General features: G+C 65.1%; 15 protein-coding genes. 3 read left to right on the top strand and 12 right to left on the bottom strand.

The genetic code is table 11. The features are described 5' to 3' along the window. Positions 1 to 75 precede the first annotated feature (75 nt). The 12 genes from FJ418_RS16325 to FJ418_RS16380 form a co-directional block, all read right to left on the bottom strand. On the bottom strand, positions 76 to 1,116 hold the full coding sequence (locus FJ418_RS16325; protein WP_140867245.1) for a proline racemase family protein: 1,041 nt from the start codon (positions 1,114 to 1,116) through the stop codon (positions 76 to 78). A 265-nt stretch (positions 1,117 to 1,381) separates the two neighbouring features. After that, on the bottom strand, positions 1,382 to 2,263 hold the full coding sequence (locus FJ418_RS16330; protein ID WP_140867248.1) for an SMP-30/gluconolactonase/LRE family protein: 882 nt from the start codon (positions 2,261 to 2,263) through the stop codon (positions 1,382 to 1,384). Positions 2,264 to 2,265: 2 nt separating this feature from the next. Then, positions 2,266 to 3,234 carry an ABC transporter permease gene (locus tag FJ418_RS16335; protein ID WP_140867251.1) on the bottom strand — a complete coding sequence of 323 codons (969 nt, stop codon included), beginning with the start codon at positions 3,232 to 3,234 and terminating at the stop codon, positions 2,266 to 2,268. Beyond that, positions 3,231 to 4,220 carry an ABC transporter permease gene (locus FJ418_RS16340; protein WP_246683064.1) on the bottom strand — a complete coding sequence of 330 codons (990 nt, stop codon included), beginning with the start codon at positions 4,218 to 4,220 and terminating at the stop codon, positions 3,231 to 3,233. Before FJ418_RS16340 ends, FJ418_RS16335 begins: the two co-directional genes overlap by 4 nt. A 42-nt stretch (positions 4,221 to 4,262) precedes the next feature. Continuing rightward, positions 4,263 to 5,765, bottom strand: a complete 1,503-nt coding sequence (locus tag FJ418_RS16345; RefSeq protein WP_140867258.1) for a sugar ABC transporter ATP-binding protein — start codon at positions 5,763 to 5,765, stop codon at positions 4,263 to 4,265. Between the two features lie 167 nt (positions 5,766 to 5,932). Further along, positions 5,933 to 7,000 (bottom strand): substrate-binding domain-containing protein, encoded by a 1,068-nt coding sequence (locus FJ418_RS16350; RefSeq protein WP_140867261.1) that lies wholly within the window; start codon positions 6,998 to 7,000, stop codon positions 5,933 to 5,935. A 68-nt stretch (positions 7,001 to 7,068) separates the two neighbouring features. Then, a complete protein-coding gene (locus FJ418_RS16355) occupies positions 7,069 to 8,133 on the bottom strand; it encodes a substrate-binding domain-containing protein (RefSeq protein WP_246683066.1) in 1,065 nt (354 codons plus the stop codon). Between the two features lie 201 nt (positions 8,134 to 8,334). Further along, entirely contained in the window at positions 8,335 to 9,105 is a 771-nt protein-coding gene (locus tag FJ418_RS16360; protein ID WP_140640235.1) for a GntR family transcriptional regulator, read from the bottom strand. Between the two features lie 93 nt (positions 9,106 to 9,198). After that, positions 9,199 to 9,912, bottom strand: coding sequence for an E3 binding domain-containing protein (locus FJ418_RS16365; protein WP_140867264.1), 714 nt, complete (start codon positions 9,910 to 9,912; stop codon positions 9,199 to 9,201). After that, complete coding sequence (locus tag FJ418_RS16370) at positions 9,909 to 10,919, bottom strand: NAD(P)-dependent oxidoreductase (protein ID WP_140867267.1); 1,011 nt, start codon at positions 10,917 to 10,919, stop codon at positions 9,909 to 9,911. The genes FJ418_RS16365 and FJ418_RS16370 overlap by 4 nt, the downstream gene beginning before the upstream one ends. A gap of 23 nt (positions 10,920 to 10,942) precedes the next feature. Then, positions 10,943 to 13,339, bottom strand: coding sequence for a thiamine pyrophosphate-dependent enzyme (locus tag FJ418_RS16375; RefSeq protein WP_140867270.1), 2,397 nt, complete (start codon positions 13,337 to 13,339; stop codon positions 10,943 to 10,945). A gap of 214 nt (positions 13,340 to 13,553) precedes the next feature. Then, positions 13,554 to 14,774 (bottom strand): mandelate racemase/muconate lactonizing enzyme family protein, encoded by a 1,221-nt coding sequence (locus tag FJ418_RS16380; protein WP_140867273.1) that lies wholly within the window; start codon positions 14,772 to 14,774, stop codon positions 13,554 to 13,556. A 108-nt stretch (positions 14,775 to 14,882) separates the two neighbouring features. On the opposite strand from FJ418_RS16380, the gene FJ418_RS16385 reads away from it, so the two are divergent. The 3 genes from FJ418_RS16385 to FJ418_RS16395 are packed head-to-tail and all read left to right on the top strand — an operon-like array spanning position 14,883 to position 17,519. Further along, on the top strand, positions 14,883 to 15,677 hold the full coding sequence (locus tag FJ418_RS16385) for an SDR family oxidoreductase (protein ID WP_140867276.1): 795 nt from the start codon (positions 14,883 to 14,885) through the stop codon (positions 15,675 to 15,677). A 7-nt stretch (positions 15,678 to 15,684) separates the two neighbouring features. Beyond that, positions 15,685 to 16,533, top strand: a complete 849-nt coding sequence (locus FJ418_RS16390) for a transketolase (RefSeq protein WP_140867279.1) — start codon at positions 15,685 to 15,687, stop codon at positions 16,531 to 16,533. Beyond that, positions 16,530 to 17,519, top strand: coding sequence for a transketolase C-terminal domain-containing protein (locus FJ418_RS16395; protein ID WP_140867282.1), 990 nt, complete (start codon positions 16,530 to 16,532; stop codon positions 17,517 to 17,519). Before FJ418_RS16390 ends, FJ418_RS16395 begins: the two co-directional genes overlap by 4 nt. Positions 17,520 to 17,526 lie beyond the last annotated feature (7 nt).

Genomic DNA, 17,526 nt, shown 5'->3' on the forward strand with positions numbered 1-17,526 from the left:
AGCGCAAACGCCCCGGCCAAGAGCTGGAAGCGTCTGGGCGCTCGAGTGATCCGGGCCGGCGCGCTGCAGGAAATTCTATTGCGTCACCGAAGTCGAGGTGCCCCAGGTATCCGACAGCACATAGCCTTGCGGATAGGGATCCGTCGGATCGAGATAGTAGTTGTGCTCTCCTGTGATCCAGGCTCTGCCGGTTATCTGCGGCACGATCGCCTTGCGCCCGGCGACTTCGGTGAGTTCGAGGATCTTGCCGGTGAAGCGCGAGCCGATGATCGATTCATGGATCAGCACCTCGCCGGCCTTCATCTGGCCTCGCGCCTGCAGCACGGCCATGCGGGCCGAGGTGCCGGTTCCTGTCGGGCTGCGGTCCGAGCGTCCTGGCGAGACGATGCAGGTGTTGCGCGTGACGTTGCCCGGCCCCTGGAACGGCATGGCGAACTGCACGATCGACACACCGCGCACATTGTCGAACTGCGGATGCACGACATCGAGCTGCTCGCGCGCCGCGCGGCGAACCTTCTCGCCGGCCACGGCCAATTCGCGGGCCTCGTCGGGGGTGACCGAGAAGCCGAGCGCGGGCGCATCGACAATCGCGTAGAACATGCCGCCATAGGCAATATCGACCTTGATCGTGCCGAGCCCTTCCACCTCGATATTGGCATCGAGGCGCTCGGCGAAGGCGGGGGCATTGCGCAGCGTGATCGACAGGCATTTGCCGTCGCTGCATTCGGCGCGCACCTCGATGACGCCGCCGGGCATATCCAGCTTGAAGCGCGTCTCGGGCTCCTGCATCGGCACCATGCCGGTCTCGAGCAACACCGTGGCGACGCAGATCGTGTTGGAGCCGGACATCGGCGGATATTCGGTCGGCTCCATGATGATGGCGCCCGCGGCGCAATCCTCGCGCGTCGAGGGCACCAGGAGATTGACATGCCGGGCAACGCTGCCGCGTGGCTCGCAGATCAGCATGCGCCTGATATGGTCGTGATCGCGTTCCATCGTGATCATCTTCTCCATCATCGTGCGGCCGGCAGGCGGCAGCACGCCGCCCACGATGACATCGCCGATCTCGCCCTCGGCGTGGCAGCCGACGACGCGGATGCTGGTTTTGGTGCGCATTGCTGTTCTCTCCCTGTCCGCCGCGACTATCCGCCTGGCAAGTGGTCCTGCTTGGGGACAAACTGATCAATCCGCGCGCCAGCCTCAAGGAGATTCCGCGAATGACCGCCAACGGTTTTCCAGCTGCACGCCGAAATCGCGGAAAATTCCTCTGGTGGCTGGCACGCACCCCGCGCTGTGAATGTCAACCCGCTTATGGCGATGGGACCATCTCGGCGCGCAAGGTCGAGGCGCTGCCCGCGATGTCGCGCCTAGATTGCCGGCGCTATCCCTTGAATGTCGGCAGCGTCAGACCCTTGACGCCGACATCGAGCGCAAACAGGCCGCCCGGATGCTTCTGGCCGACGAAGTGGCTGGCAGGACGCTTGAGCACGGCAGAGGTGACATAGAGGATATCGAGGTCCTTGCCGCCGAACTCGCAGCAGGTCGGCAGGTCGGTCGGCAAAAGCACCGTCTGCATCAGTTTGCCGGTCGGATCGTAGCGGCAGACCTTGCTGGTCACCGGGATGGTCACCCAGTAGCAGCCTTCGGCATCGACCGTAGCTCCGTCGGCGACGCCGCCGGTGACCGTCATGTCGACGAAGGTACGGCGGTTCTCGATATCGCCGGTGGCGGGGTCGAAATCATAGGCCCACACCGCGCCGGCATGGCTGTCGGAGAAATACATGGTCTTCGAATCCGGGCTCCAGGCGAGCCCATTGGAGCAGCCGATGCCGTCGATGATCTTGTGCACCGAAAGATCGGGATCGAGCCGGTATAGCGCGCCGATGAATTCGATCGGCTTGCCGGGCACCTCGAACATCGAGCCTGACCAGAACCGTCCCTGCCGGTCCGGCTTGCCGTCGTTGAAGCGGGTCTTCGGCATATGCGCTTCCGGGTCGACGATCGCTTCGAACACACCCGTCGCAGGGTCGAAGAAATGAAAACCGTCGGTCATGGTCAGCACCAGGCCACCCTTCTCGCGCAGGCCGAGGCAGCCGAGATATTCCGGCGCCTCGAACACCTCGTCCTTGCCGGTCGACGGGTCGTAGCGGTGGATCAGCTTCTTCCAGATGTCGATCCACCAGAGCACGCCGGCCTTAGGATCCCAGAGCGTACCCTCGCCCAGCTCTGCTCCGGCATCGACGACGCAAGTGATTTCGACCATGCTCAAGCCCTTCTGCCGCGAATTCTGCCGCTGAGCCCGGCGAAGGTCTCGCTGCCGATCGACACGGTGATCAGGATCACGGCGCCGTAGACGACGAGCAGCGCGCCGCTCGACAGGTTGAGCGCCGGTAGGAGCCCGGTGAGAATGGTCAGCACCATGGCGCCAGCGACGGTGCCGAGATAGTGCCCGCTGCCGCCGAGGATCGAAGCGCCGCCGATGGCGACCGCCGCGATCGAGGTGAACAGATAGGCATCGCCCATGCCGAGATAGGCCTGGCCGGAATAGCCGGTCAAAAGCATGCCGGCGAAAGCGGCGGTGAGCCCGGAGACGACGTAGGTCAGGATGGTGGTGCGCGCGGTCGGCACGCCGGAGAATTCGGCGACGGTCGCGCTGGTTCCCAGCGCATAGAGATGACGCCCGAACGCGGCCTTGGAGAGCAACAGCGTGGCGACCAGCGTCAGCGCGAGCCAGATCAGCGCTATGACCGGGAAGCCGCCGATGCGCCCGACCGACAGGAACTGGATCAGCGCCGGCGCGGACGGCGTCGGCGAACCGCCGGTCAGCACCAGAATCAGGCCCTGCAGGATGACATTGGTGGCCAAGGTCATGATGATCGGCGGCACGCCGAACTGGGCGACGCCGACGCCGTTGATGAGCCCGATGAAGGCGCCGCCGGCAAGCAGCAGCGGCATGACCCAGATAAGCGGCAGATCCTGCCCGCCGCAGAGCAGCGCCATCACGATCGCCGCGGAATTCAGCACCCAGGGCACCGACAGGTCGATGCCGCCGCCGATGATGACGAAGGTCTGGCCGAGCGCGACGATACCGACGAAGGCCGCCAGCACCACCGTCGAGCGCATGTTGGAGACCGAGAGGAAGCCAGGCGAGAAAATCGCCGTAACCAGGAGCAGCACGACCATGCCGGCATAGGCAAGCACGATGAGGCGGTTGCGGGCGAGGAAAGCGCTCATTGGACGCGGTTCCTCGCGGCCTTTTCGGCGATCGAGCTTGCGAGCACCGAGAGCAGCAGGATGATGCCGGACGCGACCGGCTGCCAATAGCTCGACACGTGCAGGACGAAGACCAGATTGCCGATCAGGGTAAGCACGAAAGCGCCGATCAGCGTGCCGGCGAGATGGCCGCGACCGCCGAACAGGCTGACGCCGCCGATGACCGCGGCCGCCACGGAAGGCAGGATGTAGTCCTTGCCGATGGTCGGCGAACCGGCGCCGGTCTGTGTTATCAGAAACAGCGCCGCGCCCGCGGCGAACAGACCTGACAGGCCGTAGGTGACGATGTTGGCGCGGGTGATGGAAACCCCCGACAGAAACGCCGATTTCTCGTTGGAGCCGGAGGCCTGGATGGTGATGCCGACGCGCGTCGCACGGAACCACCACCAGAACACGAGCAGCGCCAGCAACATCCAGACCGGGCTGGTCAGTCCGAGGAGTTGCACCGAGGCAAAACCGACCCACCAGCCGGGAACGCTGCCGCCATCGGTCGGCAGGATGATCATGGCGACGCCATTGAGGATCGACCAGGTGGCGAGCGTCACCAGGAAAGGCTGCAGCTTGAGCAGCGAGATCAGCAGGCCGTTGAGCGCGCCGATGAGGAAACCGAGCGCCAGTATGGCCAGCGCCCAGAACGCCGTGGTCGAAGGATCGTCGGTGAAACGCGTCGCCGCGATCACCGTGCCGAGGCTGATCATGCCGCCGATCGACAGATCGATGCCGCCGCGCACCAGAACGATGGTCTGGCCGGTTGCCGCCAGCATCAGCGTCATCGCCGCCGCCGTATCGAGATTGAGCTCGTCCAGGCTGAAGACGCCGGACTGCAGGCTGCCATAGATGGCGACGATCAAGGCCAGCATCAGGCAGGCGACGAGGAACGGCGCGCGGTCGAGCGCGCGGCCGCGCCAATCCATGCCTGGCCTGCTGTCCTTGGTTCGCGCCGGCATTCGCGCCCTTTCCACAGTTTGCTCCGCGGACATCACCATGCCTCAGGCCGCCCTGGTTTCAAGCATGGCGGCGCGCAGGATTTCCTCCTCCGAAATATGCCCGCCCTCCAGCGTCGCGGCGATACGGCCGTTGCGCATGACCAGCACGCGGTCGGCGACATGGACGAGCTCTGGCATGTCGCTCGAATGGAACAGGATCGCGTAGCCCTTGGCGGCGAGATCGCGCATCAGCTGGAAGATCTCGCCCTTGGTGCCGACATCGACGCCGCGTGTAGGATCGTAGAGCAGGAGCACGCGCGCCTGCGTCAGAAGCATCTTGCCGAAGATCACCTTCTGCTGGTTGCCGCCGGACAGCGTTCCGGCGAGCTGTTCCGGCGTGCCGGCCTTGATGCGCAGGAAATCGACCATCTCCTTGACCAGGGCTGCTTCCTTCTGCCGGCTGAGCAGGCCATTTTCGGTGAAGCGCTTGATGACCGACAGCGTCAGGTTCTCGCGTACGCTCTTGGTCAAGAGCAGGCCCTGGCCGCGCCGGTCTTCCGGCACCAGCGCGATGCCATCCTTGCCGGTCAAGGCCTGGCGCGGATTGCCGATCGCCGCGGGCTTGCCCCAGAGCTCGATCGTGCCGCTCGCCTTTGTGGCGCCGAACAGCGCCTGGAACAATTCGCGCTGGCCGTGGCCCTGCAAGCCGCCGACGCCGAGCACCTCGCCCTCGCGAAGCGAAAAGTCGACCCCTGAGAGACGGCTGCCGCTGGCGAGGTTTGCGACCTTGAGCGCGACGCGATCGGTCATCGTCGGCACGCGCTCGGGATAGAGCCGGTCGAGATGGCGGCCGATCATCTGGGTGACGATCTCGTCGTCGGAGACGGCAGCGGCCTCATGCGCGGCGACAGTGCTGCCATTGCGGAAGATCGTCAGCCGGTCGGCGATGGCGCGCACCTCGGCCATGCGATGCGAGATGAAGATGACCAGCCTGCCTTCGGCGGCCAGTTGCCGGGTGAGCTTCAACAGCCATTCCGCCTCCCGCGCCGGCAGCGCCGAAGTCGCCTCGTCGAGGATGAGGATGCGCGGGTCCTTGGCCAGGCCCTTGGCGATCTCGACGATCTGCCGTTCGGCCAGCGTCAGCCGCCGCAATTCCTGTTCGGGACGCAGCGCCGGGAAATCGTATTTCGCCAGGAGCGCCAGCGTCCCGCGGCGCATTTCCGCGCGGTTGACGGTACCAAGCCATGTCCTTGGCTCGTGCCGGAACCAGATGTTTTGCTCGACGCTGAGATCGGGGATGAGCGACAGTTCCTGGAAGACGGCGGCAATGCCGCGCGCCTGCGCGGCATCCGGGTTCGCGGGCCGATAGTCCTGGCCATCGACGAGGATGGAGCCGCCGTCATGCTGCACCGCTCCCGACAGGATCTGGATGAAGGTGCTTTTGCCCGCTCCGTTCTCCCCGAGCAGCGCGTGCACCTCGCCGGCGCGGGCGCTGAATGCAGCTTCGCTCAGCGCGACGATGCCGCCATAGCGTTTTGACAGACCGTTGACGGTGACGAGATCCATGGGCCGCTTTCCAGAGCGTTTCACCGTTTCAAGGAAACGGCGAACCGCTCTATCTCTTTGTTTTTACGCAATTCCGGACGGAAAACCGCTCGCACTTTTCCTGGAATTGCTCGAAAAGGTCTCCCGGCATCGCTCGATGCCGGGAGACAGGATCGTGGAACCGGATGTTACTTGCTGCCAGCGGCTTCCGCGGCGGTGATCTCGACCCAATCGGGCGTGATCGGCAGCGTCAGGCCGGGCGCCTGGTCGGGGAAGGCATTTTCGCCGACCGCGATCTTGATCATCTTGGTGCCCGGATAAAGCTTCGACTCGAAAGGATCGGTCGTCACGAAATCACCCTTGACCGACACCGAGCGTTCGGCCGGCTTCTTGCCGGTGTCCAGCATATCGACCGCCAGCTTGATCGCTTCGGAGGAAAGATAGGCCGGATTCGAGCCGAGGATGCATTTGGCGCCTTGCGTCTGCGCGCAGGTGACGGCGGCGACATTGTAGGAGAAGCCGACGACCGGGACGATCGGCCGGCCGGCATCCTTCAGCGCCTGGATGGCGCCCGAGCCGTAGCCTTGCGTCATGATGCCGTCGATCTTCGGATTGGCGGCAAGCAGTGCCGCCACGCCGGACTGTTCCGGACCGAGCGCGTAATTGCCGTTGTAATAGCCGACAACCTTGATGTCGGGATATTTGGCCAGCACCTTTTCGTACCCACTCTGCAATTGCGCCGAGATCGGTGCGCCGGCGAGGCCGCGGTCGAGGATGATGTTGCCCTTGCCGCCAAGCTGGATGGCCATCCACTCGGCCATGACGGCGGGAATGCGGTCCCAATCGGAAGCGACGGCATAGGCGCAAGGCTCGGTCACCACCTGGTCGAAGCTGATGACGACGATGCCGGCGTCGCAGGCCTTCTTGATGGTGGGGTTGAGCGCCGAATCCGAACCGGCATCGACCAGGATCGCGTCCGGCTTCTGGCGGATGATGTTGTTCAGCGAGTTGATCTGCGCCTGTACCGTGTTCTCGACATTCTCGATCTTGAGGTCGACGCGGCCTTTCAGCGGCCCCTTGTTGACCGACACGATGGCGACGCGCTCCATCTGCTGGCGCCAGTCATTGCCGACGAAATTGTTGGAGAGATAGATGGTGTAGGGTTTCTTGTCTTCGGCATGGCCGGCCTGCATGCCAACCGCCATCATGGTGGCTGCAAGCGCTGCAAGGCCGGTGTAACGGCTCAATAATTTCATGATTTTCTCCTCCCGTTTTTCGTTTCGAAATCGTGGCGCCGCGATGCGGTGCCCCTGCCCTCATCAAATCAGCTTCCCGAGGCCTCCTTGGGCGTGATCTCCACCCAGCTTGGCGATACCGGCAGCGAAAGGCCCGGCGCCAGATCGGGGAATACGGTCTTGCCGAGTTCGATCTTCACGGCCGAGGAATTCGGCGCGTATTTGGCATCGACCATATCCGTGGTCAGGCCGGGCGAATTGAACAGCACGGTCGTGTCGGCCGGCTTCTTGCCGGTATCGAGAATGTCGACGGCGAGCTTGGTCGCTTCGGCTGACAGGGACGGCGGATTGGCGCCGAGCCAGCATTTCGCTCCCTTGGTCTCGGCGCAGCTGACGCCGGTGCCGTTGAAGGCGGCGGCGACGACCGGCACCATCGGCCGGTCGGCATTCTGCAGCGCCTTGATGGCGCCGGTGCCGTAGCCTTGCGAGAAGATGCCGTCGACCTCCGGGTGCGCGGCGAGCAGGCTCGCCACGCCTTCCTGTTCAGGCCCTGCGGCGTAGTTGCCGTTGAAATAGCCGACGATCTCGATGCCGGGATATTTCTTGAGCACGGCGCCGAAATTCCTTTCGAACTGCTCGGATATCGGCGCGCCTGCGAGGCCCCGGTCCATGAAGACCTTGCCCTTGCCGCCGAGCATGGAGGCCATCCATTCGGCCTGGTTGTTGGCCATGATGTCGAAGTCGGAATGCAGCTTGTAGGCGCATTCGGCCGACACGGTCTGGTCGAAGCTGACGACGATTATGCCGGCGTCGCAGGCTTTCTTGATCGTTGGATTGAGAGCCTCGGCCGACGACGCGTCGATCAGGATCGCGTCGGGCTTCTGGCGAATGATGTTGTTCAGGGAATTGATCTGCGCCTGTACAGTGTTTTCGGCATTTTCGATCTTGAGGTCGACGCGGCCTTTCAGCGGCCCCTTGTTGACCGCGACATTGGCGACGCGCTCCATTTGCTGGCGCCAGTCATTGCCGACAAAATTGTTGGAAAGGTAGATGGCGTAGGTCTTCTTGGCTTCGGCATGGCCGGATGTCGCTCCAGCGCAGGCTGCGAATCCGGCAAGCGCGACCAGGCCGGCGCACAGGCTCCTCGACTGCATTGTCTCCTCCCTATGTTCCTCCCGGCTGGCGATGGACTGCGCCTTCTTGATCAGACACCGGGCGTCTCGACAGCTACGGCCGCGGGCGGAATTCGCGCGCTATCTCGCCTACCGCCGGCACCTCAGCCTAGCTATCATGCTATTATAATTTTATAGGCCTGTCCATGCACGCGACGGCAGAAATCGCACTTTCGAGCGGTCTCACGAGAGGTCGTTCGGCGCGTCGTAGGTGATGCTGAAAATATCGGCGGGATGGCGGGCGACGGAGAATTCGATGCTGCGCTGGTCGGCCGACTGATAGAGCATCTCCACCGTCAGCACCGCGCTGCCCAGTGCGATGCCGAGATCGGCGGCAACCGCCTCGTCGGCGATTTCGGCGCGCACGGTGACATGCGCCACGTCGAGGCGCAGGCCGAGATGCTTCTGCACCGAGCGGAAGATCAGCACGTCGGAGAAGTCTTCGCGCTTCAGCCTGGCGCCGATGTCGGGAGGGAAATAGGTGGTGATCTGCGCCTTCCTCTGTTCGCCGATCGACAGCACGCTGCGCAGGCAATAGCCCGCCTCCTCCTTGCCCATGCCGAAATGGCGCTGGAGCACAGGTGAGACCTCCTTGCGATAGGATTTCACCGTAAGCTGCGCGTCCTTGGTGAAGGCCGCCATGTCGGCGAAGTTCTTGAACTTCCAGCTCAGATTGACCGACGGGCTGCGCGCCGCGACCACCGCCGGTTTCGCCGAGCGCTTCTTGATCAGTCCGTCGGCTTCGAGATCGCGCAGCGCCTGGCGCACGGTGATCAGGCTGACCCCGAAGTGCTCGGCGATCGCCGCTTCCTTCGGCAATTCCCCGCCGACGGGAAAGGTGCCGTCACCGATCGGCACGCGCAAGATGTCGGCGAGCTGGCGATAGAGCGGCCCGTTGGAACGTCCAAGCGAGCGCCTGGGAAGACTGTCGATGGTGGGAACGGTGTTGTCCATGAGCCTCGTCGCGTCTGTGTCGAAGCTTTTATAATAGCTTCCGCCGCCCGAGGCTATCGCATGACGCGCAAAACTGCGGTTTTGCGGCAATGCTTAGACAAAGAGCCGAAGCGGATGTTCGACCGCCGATTTCAACTCGGCGAGCCAGACCGTCGAGGTTGCCTCGTCGACACGCGCGGCGTCCACCGTCAGCAGGCATTCGGCGTTGTCACCGGCGGAGCCGACCGAGACTGTCAGGCGCATGGCCCGGCCCGGCAACAGCGGCATCGTCACCGGCCGGATATCGCTCGGCGGCAGCAGCCGCACCGACAGGACGGCCGGTTTTTGCGCATCGTCGCGATTGTCCGCTTGCGCCGCAAGCCGCGCCGCGCGCAGCGCCGTCAGCGGCATTCCCGATGTGGTCGCGAACATGACTTGCCTGTTGCCGAGTTCGAGCGCCACGGGCGCTTCCCTGACCTTGGCCACTTCTGAAATCTCGCCGAACGCGCAACCGGTGGCACGCAACACGATGTCGTCGATGTCGAACACCTTCCCCGAGCTCTCCAGCACGCTCAGCAACTCGTGCAACGCGTCCAGCGCGATCGATGTCGCGAAGGCGGCGATGCTGGACGCGACAGGCGAAGACGCCGGGGCCGCGGCCAGAAGCTCTGCCGGCGCATCGACCGGGGTAAAGTCAAGCACGTCGGCGGCCAGGATGCGACCGCCCGGACCGCTGCCGTGGAGCGCTTCGAGCGGGAAGCCACGCTCGCGGGCAAGCCGGCGCGCATAGGGCGAAACAGCCAGCCGCGATGCCACCGCCATGTTCATTTCAGAAACTCGGCGTTGACGCAGTTGGTCAGCCGACCCTCGGCGAGATAGGCATGCACGACTTCGATTGATTTCAGCCTGAGGTCGCGCATCGCCGCCGGGCTGTAGAAGGCCGCGTGCGGCGTCACGATCAGCCGGTTGCCGATCCACGGCTCGCGGCGCCGCCACGCCGCCAGAAGCGAATGCTCGAGATCGCCGGGCTCGTTCGGCAGGACGTCCAGCCCAGCGCCGGCGACGACGCCATTGCGCAGCGCTGCTTCCAGCGCGTCGAGATCGACGATCGGACCCCGAGCCGTGTTGACAAGGACAAGGCCAGGCTTGGCGGCCGCGAAGGCATCCGCGCCGATGAGCTTGCGCGTTTCCTCGCTCAACGGCGTATGCACGCTAACCACATCGGCCCGCCCCATAAGCTCGGCCAGCGAATGCACCCTGTCATAGCCGGTCGACAGGTCGACACCGGACAGAAGATGCGGATCATAAAACACCACCTTCATGTCGAAGGCGGCGGCGCGGCGGGCCGCCGCAAGTCCGATGCGGCCCAGCCCGACGACGCCGAAGGTCGCCCCCTTGTGACGGCGCACCAGCGGCGCCTTGGAGAAATGCCAACCCTCGGCGCCATTGGCCGAAAGCTCGGCGCCATAGGTGGACGTGCCGCGCGTCAGCGCCAGCATCAGGCCGATGGCGTGATCGGCGACTTCGGTGGTGCCATAGTCGGGCACGTTGCAGGCGGGAATCTTGCGCGCGCCCCAGCCGGACGTATCGATGTTGTCGAAGCCGACGCCGGAGCGCACCGCGATCCTGGCTTTGGGAAAGGCGGCTGGCGCGGCGGCGACATTATGGGTCGGCGAATAGTTGATGACCGCGTCGACCGCCTGGCAAACCGCCGGATCGAGCGCGGCGGCTTTGTCATTTGTCGAGCGGGCCAGGATGAGCTCGATGTCGGGATAGTGCTCGCGTTCGAGCTCGGCCTCGTCCGCGGCTTGCCAATTGGCGCACAGGATCTTCATGCTTGCCCTTCGGATATGGATGATTATCTCTTGATGCCGCCGATGCGCCCGCCCATCGGCACCACGGCGCCGACCGGCTGATCGATGGCGTTGAGCGTTCCGCTGACCGGCGCCTCGATCTCGACCACGGCCTTGTCGGTCTCGATCTCGGCGATCAGCTCGCCTTCTTTCACCGCGTCGCCCACCGCCCTCAGCCATTTGACGACCGTGCCTTCGCTGACGGTGAGATCGCCGAACGGCATCGTGATCGGCTCGTCGTCGCCGGCGGTGGCGATGGAAGCGGCTGGTGCCGTGGGCTGCGGCTTGGCTGAAACAGGTGCTGGCTTTGCCGGCGCGGCGCTTTTCAGGCCGACGGTGTACCAGTGATCCGGCACCGGCGGCTTGCCGGCGACGACGTCGCGAATGCCTTGGGCGATGCGTGCGGTGTCGACCAGCATGGCTCGCTCCAGCACCGGCGCGAAGGGATGCGACGTCGGTGCTGTATGCAGCCTTCCGGGCGGGGCGTCGAGCTCGTCGAAGGCGAGCTCGTTGATCGCCTGAGCGATCTCGCCGCCAAGGCCGCACATTGCCCACGCCTCGTCGATGACGAGCAGGCGATGCGTCTTCCTGACGCTGGCCACGATCGTGTCGATGTCGAGCGGCATGATGGTGCGCGGGTCGATCACCTCGGCCTCGATGCCATCGGCGGCCAATGCCTCCGCGGCTTCCAACGCGCGCTGCACCATCTGCCCGGCCGCGACGATGGTGATGTCGCGGCCCACCCTCGCGATCCGCGCGACGCCGAACGGCACATAATGCTCGCCGACCGGCACCTCACCCTTGGAGGCGAACAGCGCCTTGGGTTCGAGCATGATGACCGGATCGCCGGCCCGGAGCGCGGTCTTCATCAGGCCCTTGGCGTCCGCCGGGTTCGACGGCACGCAGACGATCAAGCCCGGCATATGGGCGAAGACCGGGTGGTAGATGCCGCTGTGATGCGGGCCGGAACTGCGCAGCGCGCCGGCGCCGACGCGCACCACCATCGGCGCGCTCATGACGCCGCTGGTCATGTAACGCAGCTTCGCCGCCTGCAGAAAAATCTGCCCTGCGGTTTCGAAGGCGAAGTCGGCGAACATCAGGTCGGAAACGGTGCGCGCGCCGGTAGCCGAAGCACCGACGGCGGCGGCGGTAAAACCCTGCTCCGAAATCGGCGTGTCGACCATCCGCTCGGCACCGAACTCCTGCCACAGGTTCCTCGTGTGGGCAAAGCTGCCGCCGCGCTCGCCGGTGCCCTCGCCGAAGTAAAGGATCGCTGGATTGGCGCGCATCTCTTCGGCAATGCCGTCGCGCACCGCCTCGAGCCAGCCTTGCGTTCGCGTCTCGCCGACGGCGCGCGGCTGCAGGGCAGCCGGCGGATTGATCGGATCGGCAAAGACGTGCAGGCGCACCGTTGCTGGATCTGGCTCGGGCGAAGTGCGGGCGAAGGCGAGCGCCTCCTCGACCACCTTCTCGATCCGCGCCTCTATTGCCGCGAGCGCCTCGGCATCGGCGACGCCGTACTCTTCGATCAGCCGCTTGCGGAACATGTCGATCGGATCGCGCTTGATCCAGGCGTCGAGCTCTTCCTGCGTCCTATAGGTACCGATGACCGGGTCGCCCTCGTGGTGGCCGACGGTGCGATAGGTCTTGGCTTCGATCAGCGTCGGGCCCTTGCCGGCGCGGGCACGTTCGGTCGCTTCCTTCATGGCCAACCAGACGGCGAAGACGTCGTTGCCGTCGACGGCGACGCCGGGCATGCCGTAGGACGCGGCCTTGGTGGCGATCTCGGGATTGAGCGTGATCGATTTGAGCGGCGTGGCGGTGGCGTAGAGATTGTTCTCGCAGATGAAAACCGCAGGCGCCCGCTGCACCGCCGCGAAATTGAGCGCCTCGTGGAAGCCGCCATGGTTGGCGGCGCCGTCGCCGAAGAAAGCAACACCGATGTCGTCGCGGCCCTGCTGGCGGGCGCTCATGCCGATGCCGACGGCATGGCCGATCCCGGCGGCGACGATGCCGTTGGTGCCGAACAAGCCGACCGAGCGGTCATAGAGATGCATGGTGCCGCCGCGGCCGCCGCAAATGCCGTCGGCCTTGCCGAACAGCTCGGCCATCACGCGCCCGGGATTGGCGCCCTTGGCCAGGGCATGGCCGTGGCCGCGATGGGTCGACGTGACCCAGTCGGTCGGCCGCAAATGCGCACAGACCCCGACGCCGGTCGCTTCCTCGCCGATGTAAAGATGCAGAAAGCCGGGCGTCTCACCCTTGCGGCAGGCGATCTGGGCAATGCTTTCGAAGCGGCGCAGCAACACCATGCGCTCGAACAGGTCGAGCAGGATTTTTCGGTCGGGCAGATTTGGCGCACCGTTGAAATCCTCGCGTGCGCGCGCCGCAGAAATTGCCACCAAAACCTCCCGTGAATCCGTCTGGCGCCGGACAGAAACGCGCCGGCGGCGAGCTTGTGGCTGCTCGCTTCGGGTTCATCATAGATTATAATAGCATAATGTCTACAGGCTCTGAGCAGAGCCTGCGAGGCGCAAGCGCGTTCACCGTTTCACCGAGCCGGCGAAACGCTCCATCACTTTGTTTTGACAAAGGTCCTGGCGAAAAAACCGTGCGCTAGATCCTGGTCATGCGCACCGTGGCATCGGGCCGCTGGAACAGCTCCGGCCGAAGGCTGAGACCGAGCCCCGGCCCCTCGAGCGGCGCGACACGGCCGTCACTCACCGGCGGAATGTCGGCGACGATCTCGGTGTACCATCCAGTGAAATAGGCGCGCACGGCTTCCTGGTAATTGACGTTCGGCAAGGTGGCCGACAGCGCGCAGCTGGCTGTATAGACGATCGGCCCCGTGCAGTCGTGCAGCGTCACCGGCAATTCGCTGGCCTCGGCCATGTTGGCGATCTTGCGCGCTTCGGAAAGGCCGCCACACCAGGCGAGGTCGATCATGATCACGCTAGCGGCGCGCTTGTCGATAAGCTGCTTGAACATCTGCCGCGTGGCCAGCCGCTCGCTGGCGGCGATCGGGATCGATGTGTGGCGCGCCAACTCGGCCATGGCGTCGAGTTCGTTGTAGCGGATCGGCTCCTCCAGCCAGGCGACGTCATAGGCTTTCAGCGCTTCGGCGATGCGCAGCGCCGGCGGCAGGCTCCAGAGGCCATGCAATTCGACCATGATCTCCATGTCGCGGCCGACGGCGTCGCGGATCTTCTGGAACGGCTCCAGTGCCTTGTCGAGGTCGGCAAGCGAAATGCGGGCGCCGTTCGATGCCTCGGCCGCGATATCGAACGGCCATATCTTCATGGCGCCGATGCCTTCGGATTTCAGGCTTCTGGCGAGGTCGCCGGCGTTGTAGCGCCACGCGAGCAGATCCTCATACGGGCCTTCGTTGGAATCGCCCGATTTGAGCGACCAGTCCTCGCCGCGCTCGAACAGCGCGTTCTTCTTGCTGGCGCGCACATGCTTGTAGCCGGCGCAGGTGTTGTAGATCGGCACGTTTCTGTGCGTGCGGCCGCCCAGCAGCCGCCAGACCGGCTCGCCAAGCGCCTGGCCGTAAATATCCCACAACGCGATGTTGACCGCGGAATTGCCGCGCACCTCGGCGCCGGAATCGCGCGCGCCGACATAGACGCTGCCCAGCGTGCGGTCGTGCAGCTCGATATCGCGGGGGTCCTTGCCGATGAGGTAGGGCGCGACATTGTCGTGGATGTAGGAGGCGACAGGCCCCGGCGCCCAGAAGGTTTCGCCGGTGCCGATGAGGCCGGCATCGGTGTGGACGCGAAGCCAGAACAGGAACGGGAACTCCGCCAGCTGCAGCGTTTCAAGCGCGACGATCTTCAATTTTTCCTCCCGGCTCCAACGGCCCGCGAACAGTAGCACAAGCCCGTTGACAGCCATCTATGGATACCGGTATCCATCGCGTCAAGATGACCTTGAGAGGAGGTTGGCTTGCCTGCTGAAATTCCAGACACGATGACGCGACGGGCGCTTGTCACCGGCGCCGCCGGGGGGCTTGGCCGCGAGGTGGCGCTGCAACTGGCCAGGCGCGGCTGTGCCGTCGCCGTTACCGACATCAATGGCGAAGGCCTGACAGAGACGGCCCGGCAGATCGGCCGGACCGGGGCGGAAGCCGAGATCATCATCGGCGACTTCACGCTCGAAGGCGCTCCGGAAACGGCGGTCGAAAAAGTGGTCGCGCGCTGGCGCGGCATCGACATACTCGTCAACAATGCCGGCTATGGCGTGATCGAGCCCTTCCTCGACGCCACCTTCAAGGCCTGGACGCGCACGCTCGCGCTCAACGTCACGGCGCTTGCCATGGCCTGCAAGGCGGCCGGCCGGGTGATGCGCGAGCAGCGCTCGGGGCGCATCGTCAACATCACCTCGCCCGGCTCGCGCATGGCGCTGCCCGACTACACCGCCTATACGGCGAGCAAGGCTGGCGTCGATTCCATCACCCGCGCCGCGGCGGTCGCACTTGCGCCCTATGGCGTGTTGGTCAACAGCCTGGCGCCGGGCATGATGGACACCGAGATGCAGCGTTCGACCGAGCTCGATCTCGCCCGCGCCAATGGCCGCTCCGATCTGCAGGCCTTCCTCGACGAGCGGACGCGCCGCATCCCGCTCGGCCGCCGCGCCGAGATTTCCGAGGTGGCCGAGGCCGTCGTCTGGCTCTGCCTCGATGCGCCCAAATACATGACCGCCGAGCGGCTCAACATGTCGGGCGGGCTGGACAAGGACTAGGCATCCCATGCTGCGAAACTCTCCTCCCGGCAGCGCCGATGTCGCGGCGCTTCAACGCAAGGCTACGCTGCTGCGTCGCCACATGCTGACCATGGCGCGCGGCCAGGGCCAGGGCTATATCGGCCAGGGCCTCGGCATCGCCGACGTTCTGGCGGCGCTGTATTTCCACGAACTGCGCTACGACCCGCACAATCTGGCATGGCCGCATCGCGACCGTTTCCTGCTGTCGACCGGGCATTACTCGATCGCGCTTTGGGCGGCCCTGGCCGAGGCCGGCATCATCCCTGTCGAGGAACTTGTCACCTATGGCGCCGACGACAGCCGGCTCGAGATGTCGACGCTCGACACCACGCCCGGCGTCGAGGTTATCGGCGGCTCGCTCGGCCACGGCCTCGGCCAAGGTGTCGGCCAGGCGCTCGGACTGCGCCTCGATCGCTCGGACGCGCGCGTCTTCGTCGAGCTCTCCGACGGCGAGATGCAGGAAGGCTCGACCTGGGAAGCGGCGATGTCGGCCAGCCATTTCGAGCTGGACGGGCTGGTGGCGCTGATCGACTGCAACGGCATCCAGGCCGATGGGCCCGTGGTGCTGGACATGGAGCCGGTGGCCGACAAATGGCGCGCCTTCGGCTGGGAGACGGCGGAGATCGACGGCAACGACATGAAGGCCGTCGTCGACGCGCTGGCCGGCGCGCGCCAGCGCAACCGCAAGCCGAAGGCGATCGTGCTGCGCACCCTGCCCGGCAAGGGCGTGCCGTGCATTGAGACCAGCGAGAAATCGCATTTCTTCCGCATCGATCTGGCGCAATGGGACGGCATCATCGCCGAGTTCGACAAAAGCGTGGGACCGGAGCAATGAGCGGCAGCGGCACCAAAGCCGGACGGACGCTGGCCATGGGCCAGGACGAGGCTGTCGGCGGCGGCCGGCAAAGTGTCGAAGCGCCGTTCGGCCGGGCCCTGGCCAGGCTTGGGCAGACCCGTAACGACATCGTCGGGCTGACCGCCGACCTTGGCAAATACACCGACATCCTGCCGTTCCGGGATGCTTTTCCCGAGCGCTTCTTCAATGTCGGCATGGCCGAGCAGAATCTGGTTGCCGTCGCCGCCGGGCTGGCCCGCACCGGCAAGGTGCCGTTCGCCACCACCTATGGGGTGTTCGCGACACGCCGCGCCTATGATTTCGTCGCCATCGCGCTTGCCCACTCGAACCTCAATGTGAAGATCATCGCCGGCCTGCCGGGATTGACGACCGGTTATGGCGGCACGCATCAGGCGATCGAGGATCTGGCGCTGATGCGCATGATCCCCGGCCTGACCGTCATCGACCCCTGCGATGCGACCGAGATCGAAGCGGCGACGGTCACGATCGCCGAGCATCAAGGTCCTGTCTACATGCGCCTGCTGCGCGGCAACGTTCCCGTCGTGTTCGAGCCTGGCTACAAATTCGAGATCGGCAAGGCGCGGCGGCTTCGCGAAGGCTCCGATGTCGGCATCATCTCGACCGGCTTCATGACCGAGCGGGCGCTGGACGCGGCGGAGACCCTGCAGAAACAGGGCATTTCGACTGGCGTCCTGCACGTGCCGACGATCAAGCCGTTCGACGCCGGCGCGGTGGCTGAGTTCGCGTCGGGCGTCGAGCGGATCGTCACGGCGGAAAACCATGTCGCCACCGGCGGCCTTGCGAGCCTTGTCGTCGAGAGCCTGTTCGAGGCCGGCATCGCGAAGAAAGTGACGCGCATCGGCCTGCCCGACCGCTATATCGAATGCGGCGCGGTGCCGACCTTGCAGGCAAAATACGGCCTGACGACCGAGGCCGTCGTCGCGACGATCACTGGTTTGGGTTAGATTCCGC

This window comes from Mesorhizobium sp. B2-8-3 (genome assembly GCF_006440815.1).
In the GTDB taxonomy this organism is placed as follows: domain Bacteria; phylum Pseudomonadota; class Alphaproteobacteria; order Rhizobiales; family Rhizobiaceae; genus Mesorhizobium.

Coding starts and splice junctions, on each gene's coding strand:
- FJ418_RS16325 (WP_140867245.1), bottom strand. CDS start 1,116: ATGCGCACCAAAACCAGCATCCGCGTCGTCGGCTGCCACGCCGAGGGC.
- FJ418_RS16330 (WP_140867248.1), bottom strand. CDS start 2,263: ATGGTCGAAATCACTTGCGTCGTCGATGCCGGAGCAGAGCTGGGCGAG.
- FJ418_RS16335 (WP_140867251.1), bottom strand. CDS start 3,234: ATGAGCGCTTTCCTCGCCCGCAACCGCCTCATCGTGCTTGCCTATGCC.
- FJ418_RS16340 (WP_246683064.1), bottom strand. CDS start 4,220: ATGCCGGCGCGAACCAAGGACAGCAGGCCAGGCATGGATTGGCGCGGC.
- FJ418_RS16345 (WP_140867258.1), bottom strand. CDS start 5,765: ATGGATCTCGTCACCGTCAACGGTCTGTCAAAACGCTATGGCGGCATC.
- FJ418_RS16350 (WP_140867261.1), bottom strand. CDS start 7,000: ATGAAATTATTGAGCCGTTACACCGGCCTTGCAGCGCTTGCAGCCACC.
- FJ418_RS16355 (WP_246683066.1), bottom strand. CDS start 8,133: ATGCAGTCGAGGAGCCTGTGCGCCGGCCTGGTCGCGCTTGCCGGATTC.
- FJ418_RS16360 (WP_140640235.1), bottom strand. CDS start 9,105: ATGGACAACACCGTTCCCACCATCGACAGTCTTCCCAGGCGCTCGCTT.
- FJ418_RS16365 (WP_140867264.1), bottom strand. CDS start 9,912: ATGAACATGGCGGTGGCATCGCGGCTGGCTGTTTCGCCCTATGCGCGC.
- FJ418_RS16370 (WP_140867267.1), bottom strand. CDS start 10,919: ATGAAGATCCTGTGCGCCAATTGGCAAGCCGCGGACGAGGCCGAGCTC.
- FJ418_RS16390 (WP_140867279.1), top strand. CDS start 15,685: ATGCTGCGAAACTCTCCTCCCGGCAGCGCCGATGTCGCGGCGCTTCAA.
- FJ418_RS16395 (WP_140867282.1), top strand. CDS start 16,530: ATGAGCGGCAGCGGCACCAAAGCCGGACGGACGCTGGCCATGGGCCAG.